Source organism: Sphingomonas sp. BT-65, assembly GCF_026107375.2.
Classification (GTDB): Bacteria; Pseudomonadota; Alphaproteobacteria; order Sphingomonadales; family Sphingomonadaceae; genus Sphingomonas.
In genome coordinates this window covers 737,103-752,596 of record NZ_JAPCIA010000001.1, presented here as the reverse complement: position 1 = coordinate 752,596, position 15,494 = coordinate 737,103, and the positions used below count along the sequence as shown (strand labels likewise).

Sequence of the window (15,494 nt, the reverse complement as noted above, 5' to 3'; positions counted from 1 at the left end):
CGCGTGGGATTCCGTGCGCCCGATAGCACGAGGCGCGTGCGCCTGATGGCACGATAGTCGCTGCGCCTGATAGCACGACAGCGTCACGCGCTTATCCCCCGCCGCGCGAGCCGGCGCAGGTGCCGGTCGAAGGGATGTTCGGGAATGGGCTGGAAGCTCAGCAGCTCGGCCGCGTCCGACCGGCTGACGTCGAGCGCGTAGCCGGGCAGCGCCTGGCGCGCGGCGATGTCGCGCAGGTCGAGCGCGAAGTCGGAATAGCGCGCCAGGCTGCCCGACTTCATATGGAGGTGGCGGAAGTCGAAGCTCCACCCCGCGGGCTGGCGGCCGCCATGCTTGCGCACCAGCCGGTAGAGCCAGCGCTCGATCCCGCCGGTCAGCTCGAAATAGTCCTCGTCGATGGTGAGGACGAGCGCGGCGTCGACGACGCCGGCGAAGAACCAGTCGGGCAGGATCAGCTCAAGCCCGAGCGGCCGGCCCTTGTGGTCGGCGGTCTCCTTCCATTCGTTGATCCAGCTGAACCGGTGCAGCCGGCGCGTCGTCGGCTGGCGGATCGAAGTGGCGATGCTGGTCGACTGGAGCCGGTCGAGCGCGGCCTTGAGCCGCTGATAGGCGCGCAGCGAGGTGCCGCGCCCGGTGAAGGTCAATATCTCGTAGGGCGTCGCCGCCATCAGCCGCGACGGCGTCAGACCGCGGTCGCGCGCCTCGACGATCTGGCTCGCCGCCCAGATCAGCACGTCGGCGTCCCAGATCGTCGCCATGCCGTGCTCGTGGGTGGCTTCGACGCGGACGGTGACGCCGCCCAGGCTATAGTCGATCGGGCGAGTGCGCGGGGTCTTGGCGAGGCTGAAGAAGGGATAGGCCATGAGATCCTGCGCGTCGCGCGCGGCGATGTCGCCGCCGATCGCGCGGAACAGGTCGAGCTGGGCCGGGCGGCCGCGGTCGCGGTGCAGCGCCATCGCGGGTCAGCGCGCGTCGGCGTGCGAGGTCGAGGAATAGGCGCGGGCGTCCGCCCAGCGCTCGAGATCGGCGAGCGCATAGACCACGCGCCGTCCGAACTTGCGGAACACCGGCCCGCCGCCGCGCACGCGCTGCTTTTCGAGGGTGCGCGGGGACAGCTTCAGGAACGCCGCCGCCTCGTCATTGTCGAGGTAACGGGGGCGGGAATCGGACAGGATATCGCTCATACTGCGCCTCGTGCTGCCAAGGCCCGGCGCGGTGCCGGGGCGTGGAAGCAGGTTGGGCAGAGCCGGGCGCGCTCGGCAGGGAGGTTAGGACGCTCCGCCCGAACCTCCGGGCGGCGCGATCAGTGCGCGATAATCGCCGGCGACAAGGGCGTGGCCGCGCGCGAGCAGATAGCGAACCTGGGCGCGCAGCTCGCCGTCGGCCGACCAGCGCGACGCGACGCGCGCCTCGCCGAACAATGCCGCGCCGATCTCGCGGTGCGAGGCGCCGGCATCCTCGCCGTCGAGCGCGGCGAGTATGCGCATCCGCACGATCGCGTCGCGGCGCGCGGCCCGCGCGCGCGCCGGCGCCGGCCGTTCGAGCGCGGCGATGGTCGCGAGCGCGGCGCGGCGGCTGGGCTCGGCCTCGAACCCGGCGTCCAGCTGATAAGCGTGCGGCGCCGCCTCGGCGAGCTGCGGCGAGATGGCGAAGCGCCGCGGCGTGCCGGCGATCCAGCTGGTGACGCGCAGCCGCGCGCCGTCGTGGAGGATGCGCTTGATCCCCGGCAGCCGCCAGAACCCGAACGGCCCCGCCGGGGGCATTGCCGGTACGATGCGCATCGGCAGATCAAGCTGGCGCCAGAGCGGATCGGCGCCGCGGGCATCCCGGCGCGGGTCTTCCCAGGCGGTGAGGCCCCAATCGTCGGGCACCCCGCGTCGGCGGCGCCACGCGGCGCGATAGTCGGCGTTGCGGCGCAGATATTCCCAGGCCATCGCGGGATCGTCGAGGCCGAGCACGTAGAGATAGGCGGCGATCGCCTGCCAGGCAGCGAAGCCGTGCATGTCGGCTCCCTTCGCTGCCGGAGAGCCCCCGCCACCTCTCAGACGCGGCGCCTTCAGTATCGGACAGCGTTGGACCAGCTGACCCGCCGTAAGCCGGTGCGATTCTGCGATGATCCGTTTCTGCAGATTTGCGGTTTTGCGCTTTTCCGCAAATTGGGAAGCGCGCCCCGCCGCAGGCAGGGCGCGCGATGCTCAGGTCTGGATGTAGCCAGCGGTGCGGGCGCTGTCGGCATAGACGCTGAGCGGCTTGTCGGCCTCGAACCAGAGGTCGCGCTCGACCGGCAGCCCGAAGCGGCCGCGGACGCTCTCGATCTCGGCGATCGAGACGCTGCCGAGCTCGGGACAACCCAGGCCCAAATCGCATAGTCCGAAGGCGATGTCGGGATCGTCGGGATCGAGCTCGGTCAGCAGCCAGGTGGCGCCGGCGTCCGGGGTGAACAGCTTCACGACCGGTCGGGGATCGTGGTCGTTGCCGGTCTTGGTCTTCTCGCCGTTGGCGAGGAGCGCGGCGCGGATTTCAGATGTGAGGAGGATCATGATCCGTCTCCGAAAGAGGGCGCCCCGGCCTTACGGCCGGGGCGGGCGCGCTCAGCGCGACCAGATGAGGTTGAAGGTCTCGCCGTCCTCGGCCGCGACCAGCGACGCGTAGATCGGCGCGGGGAAGCTCGGATCGTCGAGCTTGCACGAGTGATAGTCCCGGCCCTCGCGCGAGGTCTTGCTCCAGGCCGCGCCGAATTCGACGGTGCCGGCATAGATGCGGAAATCCGGGGCCTTCTCATTGTCCTTCTCGGACGGACGGAAAGTCGCCTTGACGTTGAGGGTGAGGGTCTTGACCGTGCCGGTGAAGCCGTCCGCAGTCTTGGTGAAGGTGCCGATGGTAGCCATGATAGTCTCCTGTCGATCGAGCCCGCGCCCATCGCGGCCTCGATGGCGGTGACAGGGACGAAGCGGCCGGCGCCGCATCCGGAGGACCGAAGCGCGAGCGGAGGACGGCGGAGGGCCGGGCATTTTGCTTCGCGATGCAAAGCGCGCATGGCGCGCGGCGGAAAATGGCCGTCATGCAGCCGTTGCGGCTCAGCCGGGCGAGGCGTCAGCCGGCTTCGTCCATCCGCCATCCAAGAGAGGCCGTGTAGGTGCGGGCATGGTCGAACTGGGACTCGTCACGATCCTCGGCGTATCGCCGCCACGGACGGATTTCGGCGGTCGCCTGCCCCCGGCCTCGGCTCGCGCGTCATAAGAGACGATAGGACAACAGGGGAAAGGCGCGTGAATTCAGGTTATCGCGACAAGGTCGATGGCGCTGCGGAGAAAGGAACGTGCGACATCCGAGCAAGTGGCGCGGCACTCAACGACAATGCATCCAGCCCGATCGATCGTAGCTGGGTCGCCCGGGCGATGGCGATCCTCGCCGACGAGCGCCGGCGCGCCGCCGACACGCCGCTCATCCGGTTGCCGGTCCCCGAGATCGCGGGCGTCGACTTTTATTTGAAGGACGAGACCGCACACCCCTCGGGAAGCCTCAAGCACCGGCTCGCCCACGCGCTGTTCGCGCATGCGATCTGCAGCGGCGAGATCGGTCCCGGCACGGTGATTGTCGAAGCGTCGTCGGGTTCGACCGCGATTTCGGAGGCCTGGTTCGCGCACCGGCTCGGACTGCCGTTCGTCGCCGTGATACCGGCGGCCACCGCGCCGGCGAAGATCATTGCTATCCGCGAGGCGGGCGGCGAGGTGGTGTGCGTCGCACCCGGCACCGATCTCTGCGTGTTCGCTGCCGACCTCGCCGACCAGCGCGGCGGGCATTTCATGAATCAGTTCGCGCGCGCCGCCGAAGCGACCGACTGGCGCGGGTCGAACAATATCGCGCAGAGTCTGTTCGCGCAGATGCAGCGCGAAGAGCATCCCGTTCCGGCGTGGATCGTGGTCGGCGCCGGGACCGGCGGCACCAGTGCGACGATTGGTCGCTATATCCGCCTGCGTCCCGAGCTCGCGCGAGCCCGGCTGTGCGTGGTCGATCCGGAGGGGTCGGCGTTCTTCGCCGCCTATAGCGCCGGAGATCGGGCGGCGATCGGCCGAACCAGCCCGGTGGTCGAGGGAATCGGGCGCGCCTGCGTGGAGCCGGGGTTCAATCCCAAGCTGATCGACGCGATGCTGGCGGTGCCCGACGTGGCGTCGGTGGCGGGCGCGCATTGGTTGCGCGATCGGCTTGGCGAGGCGTTCGGTCCGTCGACCGGCACCAATGTCGTGGGGGCGCTGCTGCTCGGCCAGGCGATGCAGCGGCAGGGACGGACCGGGAGCGTCGTCACGCTCGCCTGCGACACCGGCGCGCGGTACGCCGAGACGATCTATGATGCCAAGTGGTGCGCGGTGCGGCGCTTCGACCTGCGTCCCTGGGCGGACCTGCCCGCGAAGCTCGCCGCGTTCGCATTTCCGGCCTTGCCGGGCTAAAAAATGCCGCGCGCCGGTCGGCGCGCGGCCCGACAGATTGTTATTCGGCAGCGACCGCCATTTCGGGCGCTTCCCGTTCCTCGGTCTCGGGCGCCTGTTCAGGCGCGGCTGCGACGGGCGGCACCGTCCGCAGCGCCTCGGGCAGCCATCCGGTGGCTGCGACCAACTGCTCCGCCGCCTCGGCCATGTCCGGCTTCTTCATCGGCAGGATGCGTTCCGCCGCCTCCGGGGATACCGCCTCGCTCACCGCCTCCGCGATCTGCGCCTTGGTGATCCGCCCGAAATAGCTGCGGGCGGTCGGCGTCCAGTGCGCCGTCATGTCGAGGTCGAGCGCGCCGGCCAGCACGTCGCCCGCGGCGACATTGGCGGTCGAACGCTCCCACGGCACCTTCACCGCATTGACGGTCAGCGACACGCAATGCGCGAGCAAGGCCGTCCGCTCGTCGGCGTCCAGCCCGGCGATATGGCCGAACAGGTCCGCCGCCTCGGTCGGAAGCTGCGCGCCGAAACGGTCGTGCCGCTCCGCCAGCGCCTCCGCCGCGTTGGTGTCAGCGATGCCCTCGGCATGTCCGCCCAAGGCTTCGCTCTTGGCCGCAATATCGAGACAGGATCGACCGTAGCCGCGATAGAACACCTGCGTCACCATCGCATGGGTCAGCGCCACCATCGCCACCTCCGGCTGTTCGCCAAGCGCGAGGCGAAGGCCAAGCGTCCGGTGCGCGGTCAGGTCGCGAATGAGGCTGTCGGGAAGCGGCTTGCCCGCAACTTCGTCCTCATCCTCCGGCTCAAGACCGTTCCCGTCGCCGTCGTCCTCCGGCTCGACGCCTTCGGCGTTCTCGGCCTCCGGCTGCGGCTCGGGTTGCGGCTCGTCCTCGGCGCGCACGAAACCCGCCTCGACACGCACCCGCCCTTGCGAATTGAGCGAGACGAAAACGCCGCCGCGCGCGACCACCTCGGGGTCGAAGGCCGACCGCTTGGCGCTGATCGCCTCGATCTCCGCCAGCAACGCCTGCGCCTTCCCGCGCTCGTCCTCCGGCATTTCGTCATAGGACGAATAGCCTTCGGTCAGGGCGTCATGCTCCGCCGCCGCTTCCGAAAGCCGCGCCTCGTCCTCGTCGGACAGGGGAACGGACTGCGGATAGTAGCGCCGCAAGCCATGGTCGTGCGGGAAGTCGATGGACGCATCGGCCCATTTCCACCCCTCGGCCAGCACGTCGCCGGCGATCTCGCGCAACCGCTCGATCACGAGCGTATCGAGCAACGCGGCATCCTCGAAGAAGCCGCCCGCATCGTCGGTGAACAGGTCGCGGATGATGGACCCGCCCGCCTCGATATAGGCATCCGCGCCGATGAACACCGCGCGTCGGTCGTCGGCCGGAACCTTGTCGGCGGTCAGGTCGCGCCGGATGATCCACGGCTCCTTGTTGTAGGACAGCTTCTCGAACACCTGCTCCTGCCGGGCATGGTCGTCGGTGATGGCGAACGCGGCAAGCTGGTCGAGGGTCAACCCGTCCTGCCGGTAAATCTCCATCAACTTCGGGCTGACCGCGCCAAGCCTCAGCCGCCGCTTGACGATCTCGGGGCTGACGCCGAACCGCGCGCCGATTTCCTCCGCGCCCCATCCCTTGTCGCGGGACAGTTCATGGAACCGCTCGAACTGGTCGGCGGGGTGCATCGGCGTCCGGGTGACGTTCTCGTCAAGGCTGATCTCCGCCGCGTCGTTCTCGGTGTCGAGATAGCAGCGAATAGGCTGCGTCCGCTTGATCTGCTTGCGCTTGGCGCGAAGCAATTGCGCGAGCCTGCGGCCTTCGCCAGCGGTGACGAAATAGCAGCCGGTCGGCTCACCGTCCTTCGTCTCCGGCTCCACCACAAGGTTCTGGATCATCCCCTTGTGCTGGATGGACGCCGCCAGCGCCTCGATGGCGGCCTCGCCATGCGGCACCTTGCGGGCGTTCTTCGGCGACTTCTTGAGTTTGTTGAGCGGCACGAAAATTTCGACGCCCGACACAGGCTCGGCAGCCGTGGTTTCGATCTGAACAATCTTGGTCATCTTCCTACTCCTTGGGTTTCCGCGCAGCGGGAAGCGCCGCGCTGAAACCCTGCCCGTCGGCGAGACCGGGGGTGCAAACGGAGAGGCGGCTTCGCGGGGAACCGGCTGCACGGAGCGCGGCACGCGCGGAGGAAGCTGGGCGGAAGACGCTCCGAAGTGCGCCGGGGGCGGAGCCCCAAGCACCGCGCCGCCCTGGCGGCGCCCGCAAACAGATGCACCCTTGCGGCGGACGGCCGGCGCGGCGGCGTGCGCGCGGACCTGGGGGCCAGCCGCCGCCGCGCCCTCCGGCCAGAGCAAGAGTGCCACGCGGCCACGAAAACGCGCGACCCCTGCGGCCTTCGCAAGAAGGCCGTCAGTGTGCGCTCCTCTGGACCCCGCGTGCATTCAGCGGCGAGACCATCGCCGCCGCGCTACGGTGATCGTCACCGGCAGGCCGAAACCCGCCAGGGGTTCGGTCGGAGCGGAGCGGAGATAGAGCGTCGGTCCCGAAGGGAAGCGCCAAATTGTCCTTTCACAATGCTTCTGAGCTAAACCCGCCGAACCGGGATCGGAAGGAAGCGATATGGATGAGGAAGAAGCCGCAGGCATTGCGCCGCCCCATGAAGCGGCTGCGCCGGAACCCAAGCCCATGCGCTTCCGCAACGTCCTGCGCTCCGGCGCCGAGCGGGTTCCCGCGTCGCCCTATTTACCTATCGCCGAGGATCTCGATTGGCTCCGCGACACTTGGCTGCACGCACCCAAGCCGCCATCGGACGGCGAGCTTCGCCGAGGCAGCGCGACCCTGCGGCGGTTGCTGAACGAGAACATGATCCAGCGCGCCTGGCGCCATCACGGCTTGGAGGGCGTCCCTACGGTCGTCGCACCGGACCTGGCCGCAATCGCTGCCCATGAGCATATGGAATTGCGGCACGCGGCTTCGCTGGTCGCGGGCGGCGCGACGGTCGATCATGCGCAGATGAGCATGGTGGGCGTCTGGCGCGTGGACCATCCCAAGACCGGCGTGCCGGCCGATGCCGAGGAAGGATTCGCCGTGAGCACCGGCGCGATCCTGCGCGACACGCGCGGCGAGAGCGAGGACAATGCCCTCAAACCCCTCGTCGAACGCGAATGGCGCTTGAGCGCCTATCTCGATACGCCCGCGGCGGTCCGGCGCGGCCAGACGATCTCGCGCAAGCAGATCATAGACTATTTCGCCAACTATGCCGGCGGCGTCCATCTCGACCGCGCGGCGGGCAATGCCAATGCCGAGAAGCGCGCGCTGTTCGAACTGGTGGCCGAGCTCGAGCAGCGGATCGCCTGCGACAAGACGGAAGGGCTCTATTTCGAGTTGCTGTCCATCGGCCAGGCGCTCGGCGGCTCGCCGAGCCTGCAGCGCCTCGCGGTCGCCATCCATGACAATGCGGCGCCGGCGCCGGAGACCGACCGGGCTTAGCACGGCAACGTCAGCCCATGACGGATCGCCGCCGATCGGCCCGTGGATTTTTCCTCCCTCTCCGCGTCCCGTTCGGGCAGACGGGTGTCATGACCAAATTCAATCGCCTGACCCTCGTGGCGGCCGCCGAAGTCGTGGCCGACTTCAAGTCGCACAGCGACATGGACGTTCTTGAAGTTCAATGGGGGATCGATGGGCGATGCGACGCCTCGAGTAAGGCTGGACGCGTGGCGAGCCTGGCGAAGATCGCCATCGAGGAAGACATCGAGGCGTTCACAGAACATGGGCCTGTCCCGCTGGGGAGAGCCTTGATCGAGACCGCCATCCAGGCGCCTCCCAAGACGAAAGCCAAGCCCGAATGGACCAGATTGGTCGCCGGATTGCGCTTCGATGGATTTGAGCTGGTCGAAGACCAAACCGATGGCGAGTCCGATTTCTCCTGGCAGAGCGGGAGAACCAGCACCTCGTTGAACCTGGTCCGCATGTTGCCCGCGGACATTCCCGAACTCGATTTTCGGGAAGCGGAAAGCGAAGTCATGCTGCTGATCGATCGGTACTGCCTGACCGTGACCAAAGGGCATCTGAAGCAAGCCCTGTCCGCCTTCGGCCGGGGAGAATGGGCGTCCGCCAATGGCGCATTGCGGAACTTCTATGAGTCCTACCTCAACGAAATTGCGGAGAGGCTTGGCTACAGCGGGCCACAGGACAGCAAGTTGAAACGCGATTTTCTCGGCCAGCTCAATCCGCCGTTCTTGCTGTCCGACTACAACGAATGGAACGTCAACAATCAGAAGCCGCAATATATTCAGGGCTTGATGAGCCGGATGCATCCCCATGGAGGACATCCCGGTCTCTCCGAGGAGGAGGATGCGACCTTCCGTCTCCAGATCAATCTGGTGACCGCCCGGCTGCTGCTTCGGCGCTTCGATCAGCGAGTGCCTTGAAAAACGTCTTGGAGAGAACCGAAAGACATTGCCGCATGCTCGTCCGGTTGCGGGCACTGCCTGCCTGCGTCACGGTTCGATCCAAGCGCGTTCCATGGAAGTTTACACCATGCCAATGACGAAGAAGGCAGCCGCCGCGGAGCAGATCGATCAGGCAATCAGGCTTTGGCAGGAGGGATTCTACGCATCGTCGGTGACCCTGGCCGGCGCGGCCGAGAGCTCGCTGCCGGAACCCGAGGGCGGGACATTGTTCGGGTGGCTCAAGGTCGCTGGCGCCGAAGCGCTGCAAATCCCGGAAAAGCAGGTCATCGCGCAGCACCTGAATCACGTTCGCGACTGGCTCAAGCACGATGCTCCGGGCAACGAACGTGAACTCACGCCCCTTGACGGCTTCTTCATGCTGGCAAGGGCCTATTCCAAATTCATCATGGTGCATGGTGAGGACGCGCAAACGGATGCGATGCGCGCATTGATCGACGGGATTCGGCAATCCGTCCGGCAGCTCGTCCAGCCATTTGTCGACGCGTTGAAGGCGTTGCGAGCCGTCTCGACCGATCCGGCTTAGGCGCCGCCTCGGTCGCAATTAGTCGCAATCGCGCAACGATTCACCCGCAAATAGCCATCGCGCGTGTTTGATTACGTGGTGATTACGTGGCGAAAATAGAGCCTCTGAGAGAGGTCAATTTTCCGGCTAAGTCATTGAAAATGGTGGTGGACGCACTAGGGCTCGAACCTAGGACCCGCTGATTAAGAGTCAGCTGCTCTACCAACTGAGCTATGCGTCCATTCCGGGCGATCAGGAGCGCTGTTGGAGAGCGCTGCCTCGGTCGGGAGCGGCGCGCCTAGCATCGGGGTTTTGCGATTGCAACACTCTTTGCCGCAAAAATTCACTGCCAGCTCGACGTGCGCCGGTTGAGCCGGTTCTCGCGATCGAGCGACATCAGGATCCCGACGCAGATCAGCGTCGTCATCTGCGCCGATCCACCGAAACTGATCAGCGGCAAGGGGATGCCGACGACCGGCGCCAAGCCGACCACCATCGCCATGTTGATGAAGACGTAGAAGAAAATGGTGGTCGAGATGCCTGCGGCGGTCAGCTTGGCGAAGCGCGTCTGGCTGCGCACGCCGACGGCGATCCCCCAGCGAATCAGCAGGCCATAGGCGATGATCACGAACAGGCCGCCCATCAGCCCCCATTCCTCCATCATCGTCGCCAGCGCGAAATCGGTGTGGCCCTCGGGCAGATAATCGAGATGGCTCTGCGTACCGTTGAGGAACCCCTTGCCGAACCACCCGCCGGAGCCGATCGCGATCTTGGACTGGCTGATGTGATAGCCGGTGCCGAGCGGGTCGTTCTCGGGGTTGAGGAAGGTGAGCACGCGGTTGCGCTGATAGTCGTGCAGCACATAGTTGACGATGATCGGCACCGACACCGCGAGCGCGAGCGTGCCGCCGATGAACAGGCGCAGCGGTACCCCGGCGAGAAACATGACGGCAAGCCCGCCCGCAGTGATCATCAGCGCGGTGCCGAGATCGGGCTGCAGCATCACCAGCGCCGCGGGCAGGCCGATCATCACCGCGGCCGGCCAGATCGCGCCGAACTTGCGGATCTCGCTTGCGGGCAGCATCTCGTAGAATTTGGCGCAGGCAAGGACGATGGCGACCTTCATCATCTCCGACGGCTGGATGCGGATGATGCCGAGGTCGAGCCAGCGCTGGCTGCCACCGGCGACCGCGCCGAGCAGCTCGACGCCGATCAGCATGACGAGGAACAGGCCATAGAGCGGAAAGGCTGCGGACGACCACCAGCGCATCGGCACATAGGAGATCGCCAGCGCCATGACGAGGAAGCCGGCGAAGCGGATCCCCTGAGGCATCGCCCATTTGGGGTCGCCGCCCGCTGCCGAGAACAGCACGAGCACCCCGAACCCACCGATCGCACAGATCAGCAGAATCACCAGCCATGGCAATTGCGCGAGCGGCGCAGGGACGAAACCGGAGCTGGAACCGGAGCGGGTCATTCGGCAATGATCCCTGGCGTCGCGGCAGCCGCAGGCGGCGTCGCGGAGGGTGAGGGGCCTGGCACAGGCGTCGCGCCAGGCGAGGGCGTCGCGGTCGGCGCGGGCAGGGGAGAGGCCCCCGGCGTCGGCGCCGCGGCGGGCAGGCCCTGCGCCGCGCGATAGGCAAGCTCCTTCGCCGCCATGCGCGCGCGGATATCGCCGCCCCATTCGGTCTCGAAGCGCGCCAGCGTGTCCATCGCCTGCTGCCGGTCGAACAGCCAGGTGAGCACGTCCTTCGCCACCGGCGCGGCGGCGCGGGCGCCGCCCATGCCGTGCTCGATCACCACCGAGGCGGCGTAGCGCGGATTGTCGACCGGCGCGAAGCAGACGAACAGACCATGGTCGCGATATTTCCACTCGCCGCCCTGGCCGCGATTGCGGTCCATGATGCGGCGGACCTGCGCCGTGCCGGTCTTGCCGCCCATGCGGATCCCGTCGAGCCGGAGGCGCGAGGCGCCGGCGGTGCCGTGGCCGTTGACCACCTCGTCCATCCCGGCGCGGACGATCGCGAGATGCTCCTCGGGGAAATCGAGATGCTGCGCGGTCTGCCGCCGGCTGGTGAGCAGCGCCGGGATCAGCGCGCGGCCCGAAGCGACGCGCGCAGCCGAGAGCGCCAGCTGGAAGGGGCTGACGAGCACATAGCCCTGGCCGATCGCGGCATTGAGCGTGTCCGCCTGAGTCCATTCCTGCTTGTAGCGGCGCAGCTTCCACGCGCTGTCGGGCACCGTGCCGTAGCGCTGCGAGGGCAGGGGAAGATCGAACTCGGCGCCGAAGCCGAGCTTGCGCGCGGCTGCGGCGATCGCCTCGATCCCGATCTCGCGTCCCATCGTGTAGAAATAGGTGTTGCAGCTGCGCGCAATCGCCGTGTGCATCGTCATCGGCCCGTGGCGGCCGAGGCAGCCGAAGCGGCGATTGCCGAGCTGATAGCCGCCATTGCAATAGACCACGCGCTTGGGATCGACCCCAGCGCCGAGGATGGCGAGCGCGGTCGCGGGCTTGAAGGTCGATCCGGGCGGGTAGAGGCCCTGGAGCGTCTTGTTGGTCAGTGGAAGATGGTCGTCCTCCGACAGCATCTTCCACTCGGTGCGGCTGATCCCGTCGGAAAAGGCGTTGGGGTCGTAAGCCGGCATCGACACCATCGCGAGGATGTCGCCATTGGTGACGTCGAACACGGTGACCGAGCCGGATTCGTTGCCGAGGCGCCGCGCGGTATATTCCTGGAGCCCGGCATCGATGGTGAGGCGCACCGTGCTGCCCGGGTCATCCGGGCGCGTGGCGAGCTCGCGCACCAGCTTGCCCCGCGCGGTGACCTCGACCCGCTTGGCGCCGGCTTTGCCGCGCAGCGGGCTCTCCAGGACCTTCTCGAGCCCGTCCTTGCCGAGCTTGAACCCCGGGGTGACGAGCAGCGGGTCCTTGGTCTCCTTGAACTGCTCGGCGGTCGCCGCGCCGACATAGCCGATGAGATGGGCGACCGCGGCGCCCGCGGGATAGTTACGCGCGAACCCGCGCGTCGGCGCGACGCCGGGCAGTTCGGGCAGGCGCACGCTGACCGCGGCGAACCGCTCCCAGTCGAGATTCTCGGCGACCTGCACCGGCTGGAAGCCGGCAGCGCCCTTGAGGTCCTCCTGGATCCGCGCGACATCCTCGGCGGTCAGCGCCAGCAGGTCGCGCAGCTGGCCAAGCACGCGGTCGCGGCTTTCCTTCTCCATCCGGTCGGGGATGATGTCGACGCGGAAATCGGTGCGGTTGTTGGCGATCGGCACGCCGGCCCGGTCGACGATCCAGCCGCGGCGCGGTGGAATCAGCGTCAGATTGACGCGGTTGCTCTCGGCCAGCAGCTTGTACTTGTCGTTCTCATAGACCGAGAGCCAGGTCATGCGTGCGGCGAGGATCAGGCCGCCGACCACCTGCGCACCGCCGAGGAACAGCGCGCGGCGCGAGAAGCTGTAGCCCTGCTGCGCCTCGGTAATCATGCGGACCGGGCCGTTCATCGCCCTCTCCGCTTGCCGTCAAGGCGGGCGACGAGGCGCGAGAACACCGGGAACAGCGCAACCGCGATGACGATCTGGATCAGCAGTACGGTATCGACATGCGCGCCGAGCGGCGACGCGACGAGGCGGCCGCCGATCAGGCAGAAGCCGATCGCACCCGCGGCCAGAAGCCAATCCTGCAGGAAATCCCGCCACACGATCCGGGTATCTAGCACATCGATGGCGATGAACGACACCGTCCAGAACAGCATCGAATTGCCGAGCGGCTGGCCGCTGATCAAATCATCGACGAAGCCGAGCAGCACCGGCGCCCACGGCTTGAGCAGGTCAGGGCGATGAAGCCGCCAGGCGAGCAGCATCATCAGCCCGAAGGGCGGGAGGATCGGGAAGGAGGCCTTGAACGGCACGATCGTCATCAGCGAGCCGATGACGATCGTCAGGGGAGCGAGCCAGCGGGCGCGAGTCGAGGTGTCGGCCTTGCCGAGGCCGGCATAGGGCGATCCGCTCACTGTGGTGCAGCCTCGCGGACACGGATGTCGCCCGCCTCCGGGAAATAGGCTTGCTGCACGATCGCATAGTCGAGCGAATCCGGGCTGGCGAAGGTCGCCGCTTCCGCGGTGTCGCGCGAGCGGCGGCGCACCTGCGCCACTGCGATGTTGGGCGGGAAGATGCCGCCGGTGCCGGAGGTGACGAAGGCGTCGCCCGGCTCGAACAGTACCTGCGCCGCGCCGGCCGAGCGGATCTCGATCAGCCCGTCGCCGCGGCCCGCGGCGATCGCCGGCAGGCCGTCGCGGACGCGGCGCACCGGGACGATGCTCTCGGGATCGAGGATCAGCAGGATGCGTGCGGTGTTGGGGCTGACCTCGATCACCCGGCCGATCAGCCCGTCGGGCCCGCGCACGGGCTGGCCAGCGCGCACGCCCTGCCACGATCCGGCGTTGAGCGTCGCGAAGCGCCGGGTGCTCGATCCAGTCGAATAGACGAGGCGCGCGGTCGCCACGGGCTGGGCGACGCGGTCGCGCAGCTTGAGCACGGCCCGCAGACGCTTGTTGTCATAGGCGATGGTGCGCGCTTCGTCGACCAGCTTGCGGTTGGCTTCGGCCTCGGCGCGCAGCCGCGCATTCTCGCCGCGCACGCCGAAATAGCTGCCGATGCCCTCAGGGATGCCGGAGATGCCGCGCCGCGTCCAGTCGAGCCCCGAGGCGATCGGCGTCACGAGCTCGGCCAGCGTGCCGCGCGCCACCGCATAGGCCGGCGGGTGGAGGAAGGAGAGCACCAGCAACACCACGCCGACCAGCGCGCCGCCAGCCGCGAGGACATAGCTGATGAAGAGGCCGTATTGCGCCCGCCGTGAAAATCCGGGGCGCCGGTTACGTGGCGGCGCCATTTCCTCTCGTCCCCGTTAAACCTGGATCAGCACGCCGCGGAACACCGGATCCTCCAGCGCGCGCCCAGTGCCGAGCGCGACACAGGTCAGCGGGTCCTCGGCGACGGTGACCGGGAGGCCGGTCTCGTCGCGCAGCACCTCGTCGATCCCCTCGAGCAGCGCGCCGCCGCCGGTGAGCACGATGCCCTGGTCGACGATGTCCGCCGCGAGTTCGGGCGCGGTGTTCTCGAGCGCGATGCGCACGCCCTCGACGATCGTGCCGACCGGCTCGCTCAGCGCCTCGGCGATCTGGCCCTGATTGATCTGGATTTCCTTGGGCACGCCGTTGACGAGGTCGCGGCCCTTGATGTGGATCGTGCGGCCGATGCCGTCAGCCGGCGGCTTGGCGACGCCGACTTCCTGCTTGATCCGTTCGGCGGTGCTCTCGCCGATCAGCAGATTGTGGTTGCGGCGGACATAGGAGACGATCGCTTCGTCCATCTTGTCGCCGCCGACACGCACCGAGGTCGAATAGGCGAGGCCGCGTAGCGAGAGCACGGCGACTTCGGTGGTGCCGCCGCCGATATCGACGACCATCGAGCCGATCGGCTCGGTCACCGGCATGTCGGCGCCGATCGCCGCGGCCATCGGCTCCTCGATCAGCCACACCTGGCTGGCGCCCGCATTCGACGCGGCGTCGCGGATCGCGCGGCGCTCGACCGAGGTGGAGCCCGAGGGGACGCAGATCACGATCTGCGGCCAGCGCATGAACTTGCGCTGCCCGGTGACCTTGCGGATGAAGTGGCTGATCATCTGCTCGGCGACGTCGATGTCGGCGATGACGCCGTCGCGCAGCGGACGAATCGCCTCGATCGTGCCGGGGGTCTTGCCCATCATCAGCTTGGCGTCGTCGCCGACCGCCTTGACCCGCTTGATGCCGTTCAGCGTCTCGACCGCCACGACCGACGGCTCATTCAGGACGACCCCGCGCCCGCGCAGGTAGACAACCGTATTCGCGGTTCCCAGATCGATCGCAAGATCGTGGGACATGAACTTGAAAAGGCGGGAAAATACCATCTTGATCGCACCGTCCTGTCGCGGCGTGGCCCAAGCCGCGGATTCGCACTGATACTATAATCCTGACCCGCCCCGGCGGATCGACTCCGGCCGGGGAAATCTGGCGGATACGGGTCGCGGAATGGC

General features: G+C 67.6%; 15 protein-coding genes and 1 tRNA gene. 4 read left to right on the top strand and 12 right to left on the bottom strand.

From position 1 onward, the window contains the following. Positions 1 to 83: 83 nt before the first annotated feature. The 5 genes from OK349_RS03705 to OK349_RS03685 all read right to left on the bottom strand — a co-directional run bounded on the left by OK349_RS03705 (position 84) and on the right by OK349_RS03685 (position 2,888). Complete coding sequence (locus OK349_RS03705) at positions 84 to 956, bottom strand: replication initiator protein A (protein ID WP_265116472.1); 873 nt, start codon at positions 954 to 956, stop codon at positions 84 to 86. A 6-nt stretch (positions 957 to 962) separates the two neighbouring features. Next, positions 963 to 1,184 carry a helix-turn-helix transcriptional regulator gene (locus OK349_RS03700; RefSeq protein WP_265116471.1) on the bottom strand — a complete coding sequence of 74 codons (222 nt, stop codon included), beginning with the start codon at positions 1,182 to 1,184 and terminating at the stop codon, positions 963 to 965. An 84-nt stretch (positions 1,185 to 1,268) separates the two neighbouring features. Further along, the gene (locus OK349_RS03695) at positions 1,269 to 2,003 is read right to left on the bottom strand and encodes a DUF2285 domain-containing protein (RefSeq protein WP_265116470.1); all 735 of its coding nucleotides are present in this window, start codon (positions 2,001 to 2,003) and stop codon (positions 1,269 to 1,271) included. Between the two features lie 192 nt (positions 2,004 to 2,195). Then, positions 2,196 to 2,540 carry a DUF2958 domain-containing protein gene (locus tag OK349_RS03690; protein ID WP_265116469.1) on the bottom strand — a complete coding sequence of 115 codons (345 nt, stop codon included), beginning with the start codon at positions 2,538 to 2,540 and terminating at the stop codon, positions 2,196 to 2,198. A gap of 51 nt (positions 2,541 to 2,591) precedes the next feature. After that, positions 2,592 to 2,888 carry a DUF736 domain-containing protein gene (locus OK349_RS03685; RefSeq protein ID WP_265116468.1) on the bottom strand — a complete coding sequence of 99 codons (297 nt, stop codon included), beginning with the start codon at positions 2,886 to 2,888 and terminating at the stop codon, positions 2,592 to 2,594. 381 nt (positions 2,889 to 3,269) lie between these two features. On the opposite strand from OK349_RS03685, the gene OK349_RS03680 reads away from it, so the two are divergent. Next, positions 3,270 to 4,448: a PLP-dependent cysteine synthase family protein gene (locus OK349_RS03680; RefSeq protein WP_265116467.1), complete on the top strand. Its 1,179-nt coding sequence runs from the start codon at positions 3,270 to 3,272 to the stop codon at positions 4,446 to 4,448. 40 nt (positions 4,449 to 4,488) lie between these two features. Here OK349_RS03680 and OK349_RS03675 read toward each other — a convergent pair whose 3' ends face one another. Beyond that, entirely contained in the window at positions 4,489 to 6,498 is a 2,010-nt protein-coding gene (locus OK349_RS03675; protein WP_265116466.1) for a ParB/RepB/Spo0J family partition protein, read from the bottom strand. A 562-nt stretch (positions 6,499 to 7,060) separates the two neighbouring features. Here OK349_RS03675 and OK349_RS03670 point away from each other — a divergent pair. From OK349_RS03670 to OK349_RS03660, 3 genes are all read left to right on the top strand, one after another. Then, complete coding sequence (locus tag OK349_RS03670) at positions 7,061 to 7,930, top strand: glycosyltransferase family 61 protein (RefSeq protein WP_265116465.1); 870 nt, start codon at positions 7,061 to 7,063, stop codon at positions 7,928 to 7,930. 89 nt (positions 7,931 to 8,019) lie between these two features. Continuing rightward, positions 8,020 to 8,874, top strand: coding sequence for a hypothetical protein (locus tag OK349_RS03665; protein WP_265116464.1), 855 nt, complete (start codon positions 8,020 to 8,022; stop codon positions 8,872 to 8,874). Between the two features lie 115 nt (positions 8,875 to 8,989). Continuing rightward, positions 8,990 to 9,439, top strand: a complete 450-nt coding sequence (locus tag OK349_RS03660) for a hypothetical protein (RefSeq protein ID WP_265116463.1) — start codon at positions 8,990 to 8,992, stop codon at positions 9,437 to 9,439. A 144-nt stretch (positions 9,440 to 9,583) separates the two neighbouring features. On the opposite strand, the gene OK349_RS03655 is transcribed toward OK349_RS03660, so the two are convergent. The 6 genes from OK349_RS03655 to OK349_RS03630 all read right to left on the bottom strand — a co-directional run bounded on the left by OK349_RS03655 (position 9,584) and on the right by OK349_RS03630 (position 15,368). Beyond that, a tRNA-Lys gene (locus OK349_RS03655) sits at positions 9,584 to 9,659 on the bottom strand. Positions 9,660 to 9,761: 102 nt separating this feature from the next. Next, a complete protein-coding gene (rodA, locus tag OK349_RS03650; RefSeq protein ID WP_265116462.1) occupies positions 9,762 to 10,895 on the bottom strand; it encodes a rod shape-determining protein RodA in 1,134 nt (377 codons plus the stop codon). Further along, positions 10,892 to 12,925, bottom strand: coding sequence for a penicillin-binding protein 2 (mrdA, locus tag OK349_RS03645; protein WP_265116461.1), 2,034 nt, complete (start codon positions 12,923 to 12,925; stop codon positions 10,892 to 10,894). Before mrdA ends, rodA begins: the two co-directional genes overlap by 4 nt. Next, a complete protein-coding gene (mreD, locus tag OK349_RS03640) occupies positions 12,922 to 13,434 on the bottom strand; it encodes a rod shape-determining protein MreD (protein WP_265116460.1) in 513 nt (170 codons plus the stop codon). Before mreD ends, mrdA begins: the two co-directional genes overlap by 4 nt. After that, positions 13,431 to 14,312: a rod shape-determining protein MreC gene (mreC, locus tag OK349_RS03635; RefSeq protein ID WP_265116459.1), complete on the bottom strand. Its 882-nt coding sequence runs from the start codon at positions 14,310 to 14,312 to the stop codon at positions 13,431 to 13,433. The genes mreD and mreC overlap by 4 nt, the downstream gene beginning before the upstream one ends. 15 nt (positions 14,313 to 14,327) lie before the next feature. After that, positions 14,328 to 15,368 carry a rod shape-determining protein gene (locus OK349_RS03630; RefSeq protein WP_265116458.1) on the bottom strand — a complete coding sequence of 347 codons (1,041 nt, stop codon included), beginning with the start codon at positions 15,366 to 15,368 and terminating at the stop codon, positions 14,328 to 14,330. Positions 15,369 to 15,494 lie beyond the last annotated feature (126 nt).

Excerpts from the sequence above, each read along its gene's own strand:
- OK349_RS03685 (WP_265116468.1), bottom strand. The coding sequence starts at position 2,888 with ATGGCTACCATCGGCACCTTCACCAAGACTGCGGACGGCTTCACCGGC.
- OK349_RS03660 (WP_265116463.1), top strand. The coding sequence starts at position 8,990 with ATGACGAAGAAGGCAGCCGCCGCGGAGCAGATCGATCAGGCAATCAGG.
- OK349_RS03665 (WP_265116464.1), top strand. The coding sequence starts at position 8,020 with ATGACCAAATTCAATCGCCTGACCCTCGTGGCGGCCGCCGAAGTCGTG.
- OK349_RS03695 (WP_265116470.1), bottom strand. The coding sequence starts at position 2,003 with ATGCACGGCTTCGCTGCCTGGCAGGCGATCGCCGCCTATCTCTACGTG.
- mrdA (WP_265116461.1), bottom strand. The coding sequence starts at position 12,925 with ATGAACGGCCCGGTCCGCATGATTACCGAGGCGCAGCAGGGCTACAGC.
- rodA (WP_265116462.1), bottom strand. The coding sequence starts at position 10,895 with ATGACCCGCTCCGGTTCCAGCTCCGGTTTCGTCCCTGCGCCGCTCGCG.
- OK349_RS03630 (WP_265116458.1), bottom strand. The coding sequence starts at position 15,368 with ATGGTATTTTCCCGCCTTTTCAAGTTCATGTCCCACGATCTTGCGATC.
- OK349_RS03705 (WP_265116472.1), bottom strand. The coding sequence starts at position 956 with ATGGCGCTGCACCGCGACCGCGGCCGCCCGGCCCAGCTCGACCTGTTC.
- mreC (WP_265116459.1), bottom strand. The coding sequence starts at position 14,312 with ATGGCGCCGCCACGTAACCGGCGCCCCGGATTTTCACGGCGGGCGCAA.
- OK349_RS03670 (WP_265116465.1), top strand. The coding sequence starts at position 7,061 with ATGGATGAGGAAGAAGCCGCAGGCATTGCGCCGCCCCATGAAGCGGCT.
- OK349_RS03675 (WP_265116466.1), bottom strand. The coding sequence starts at position 6,498 with ATGACCAAGATTGTTCAGATCGAAACCACGGCTGCCGAGCCTGTGTCG.
- OK349_RS03690 (WP_265116469.1), bottom strand. The coding sequence starts at position 2,540 with ATGATCCTCCTCACATCTGAAATCCGCGCCGCGCTCCTCGCCAACGGC.
- OK349_RS03700 (WP_265116471.1), bottom strand. The coding sequence starts at position 1,184 with ATGAGCGATATCCTGTCCGATTCCCGCCCCCGTTACCTCGACAATGAC.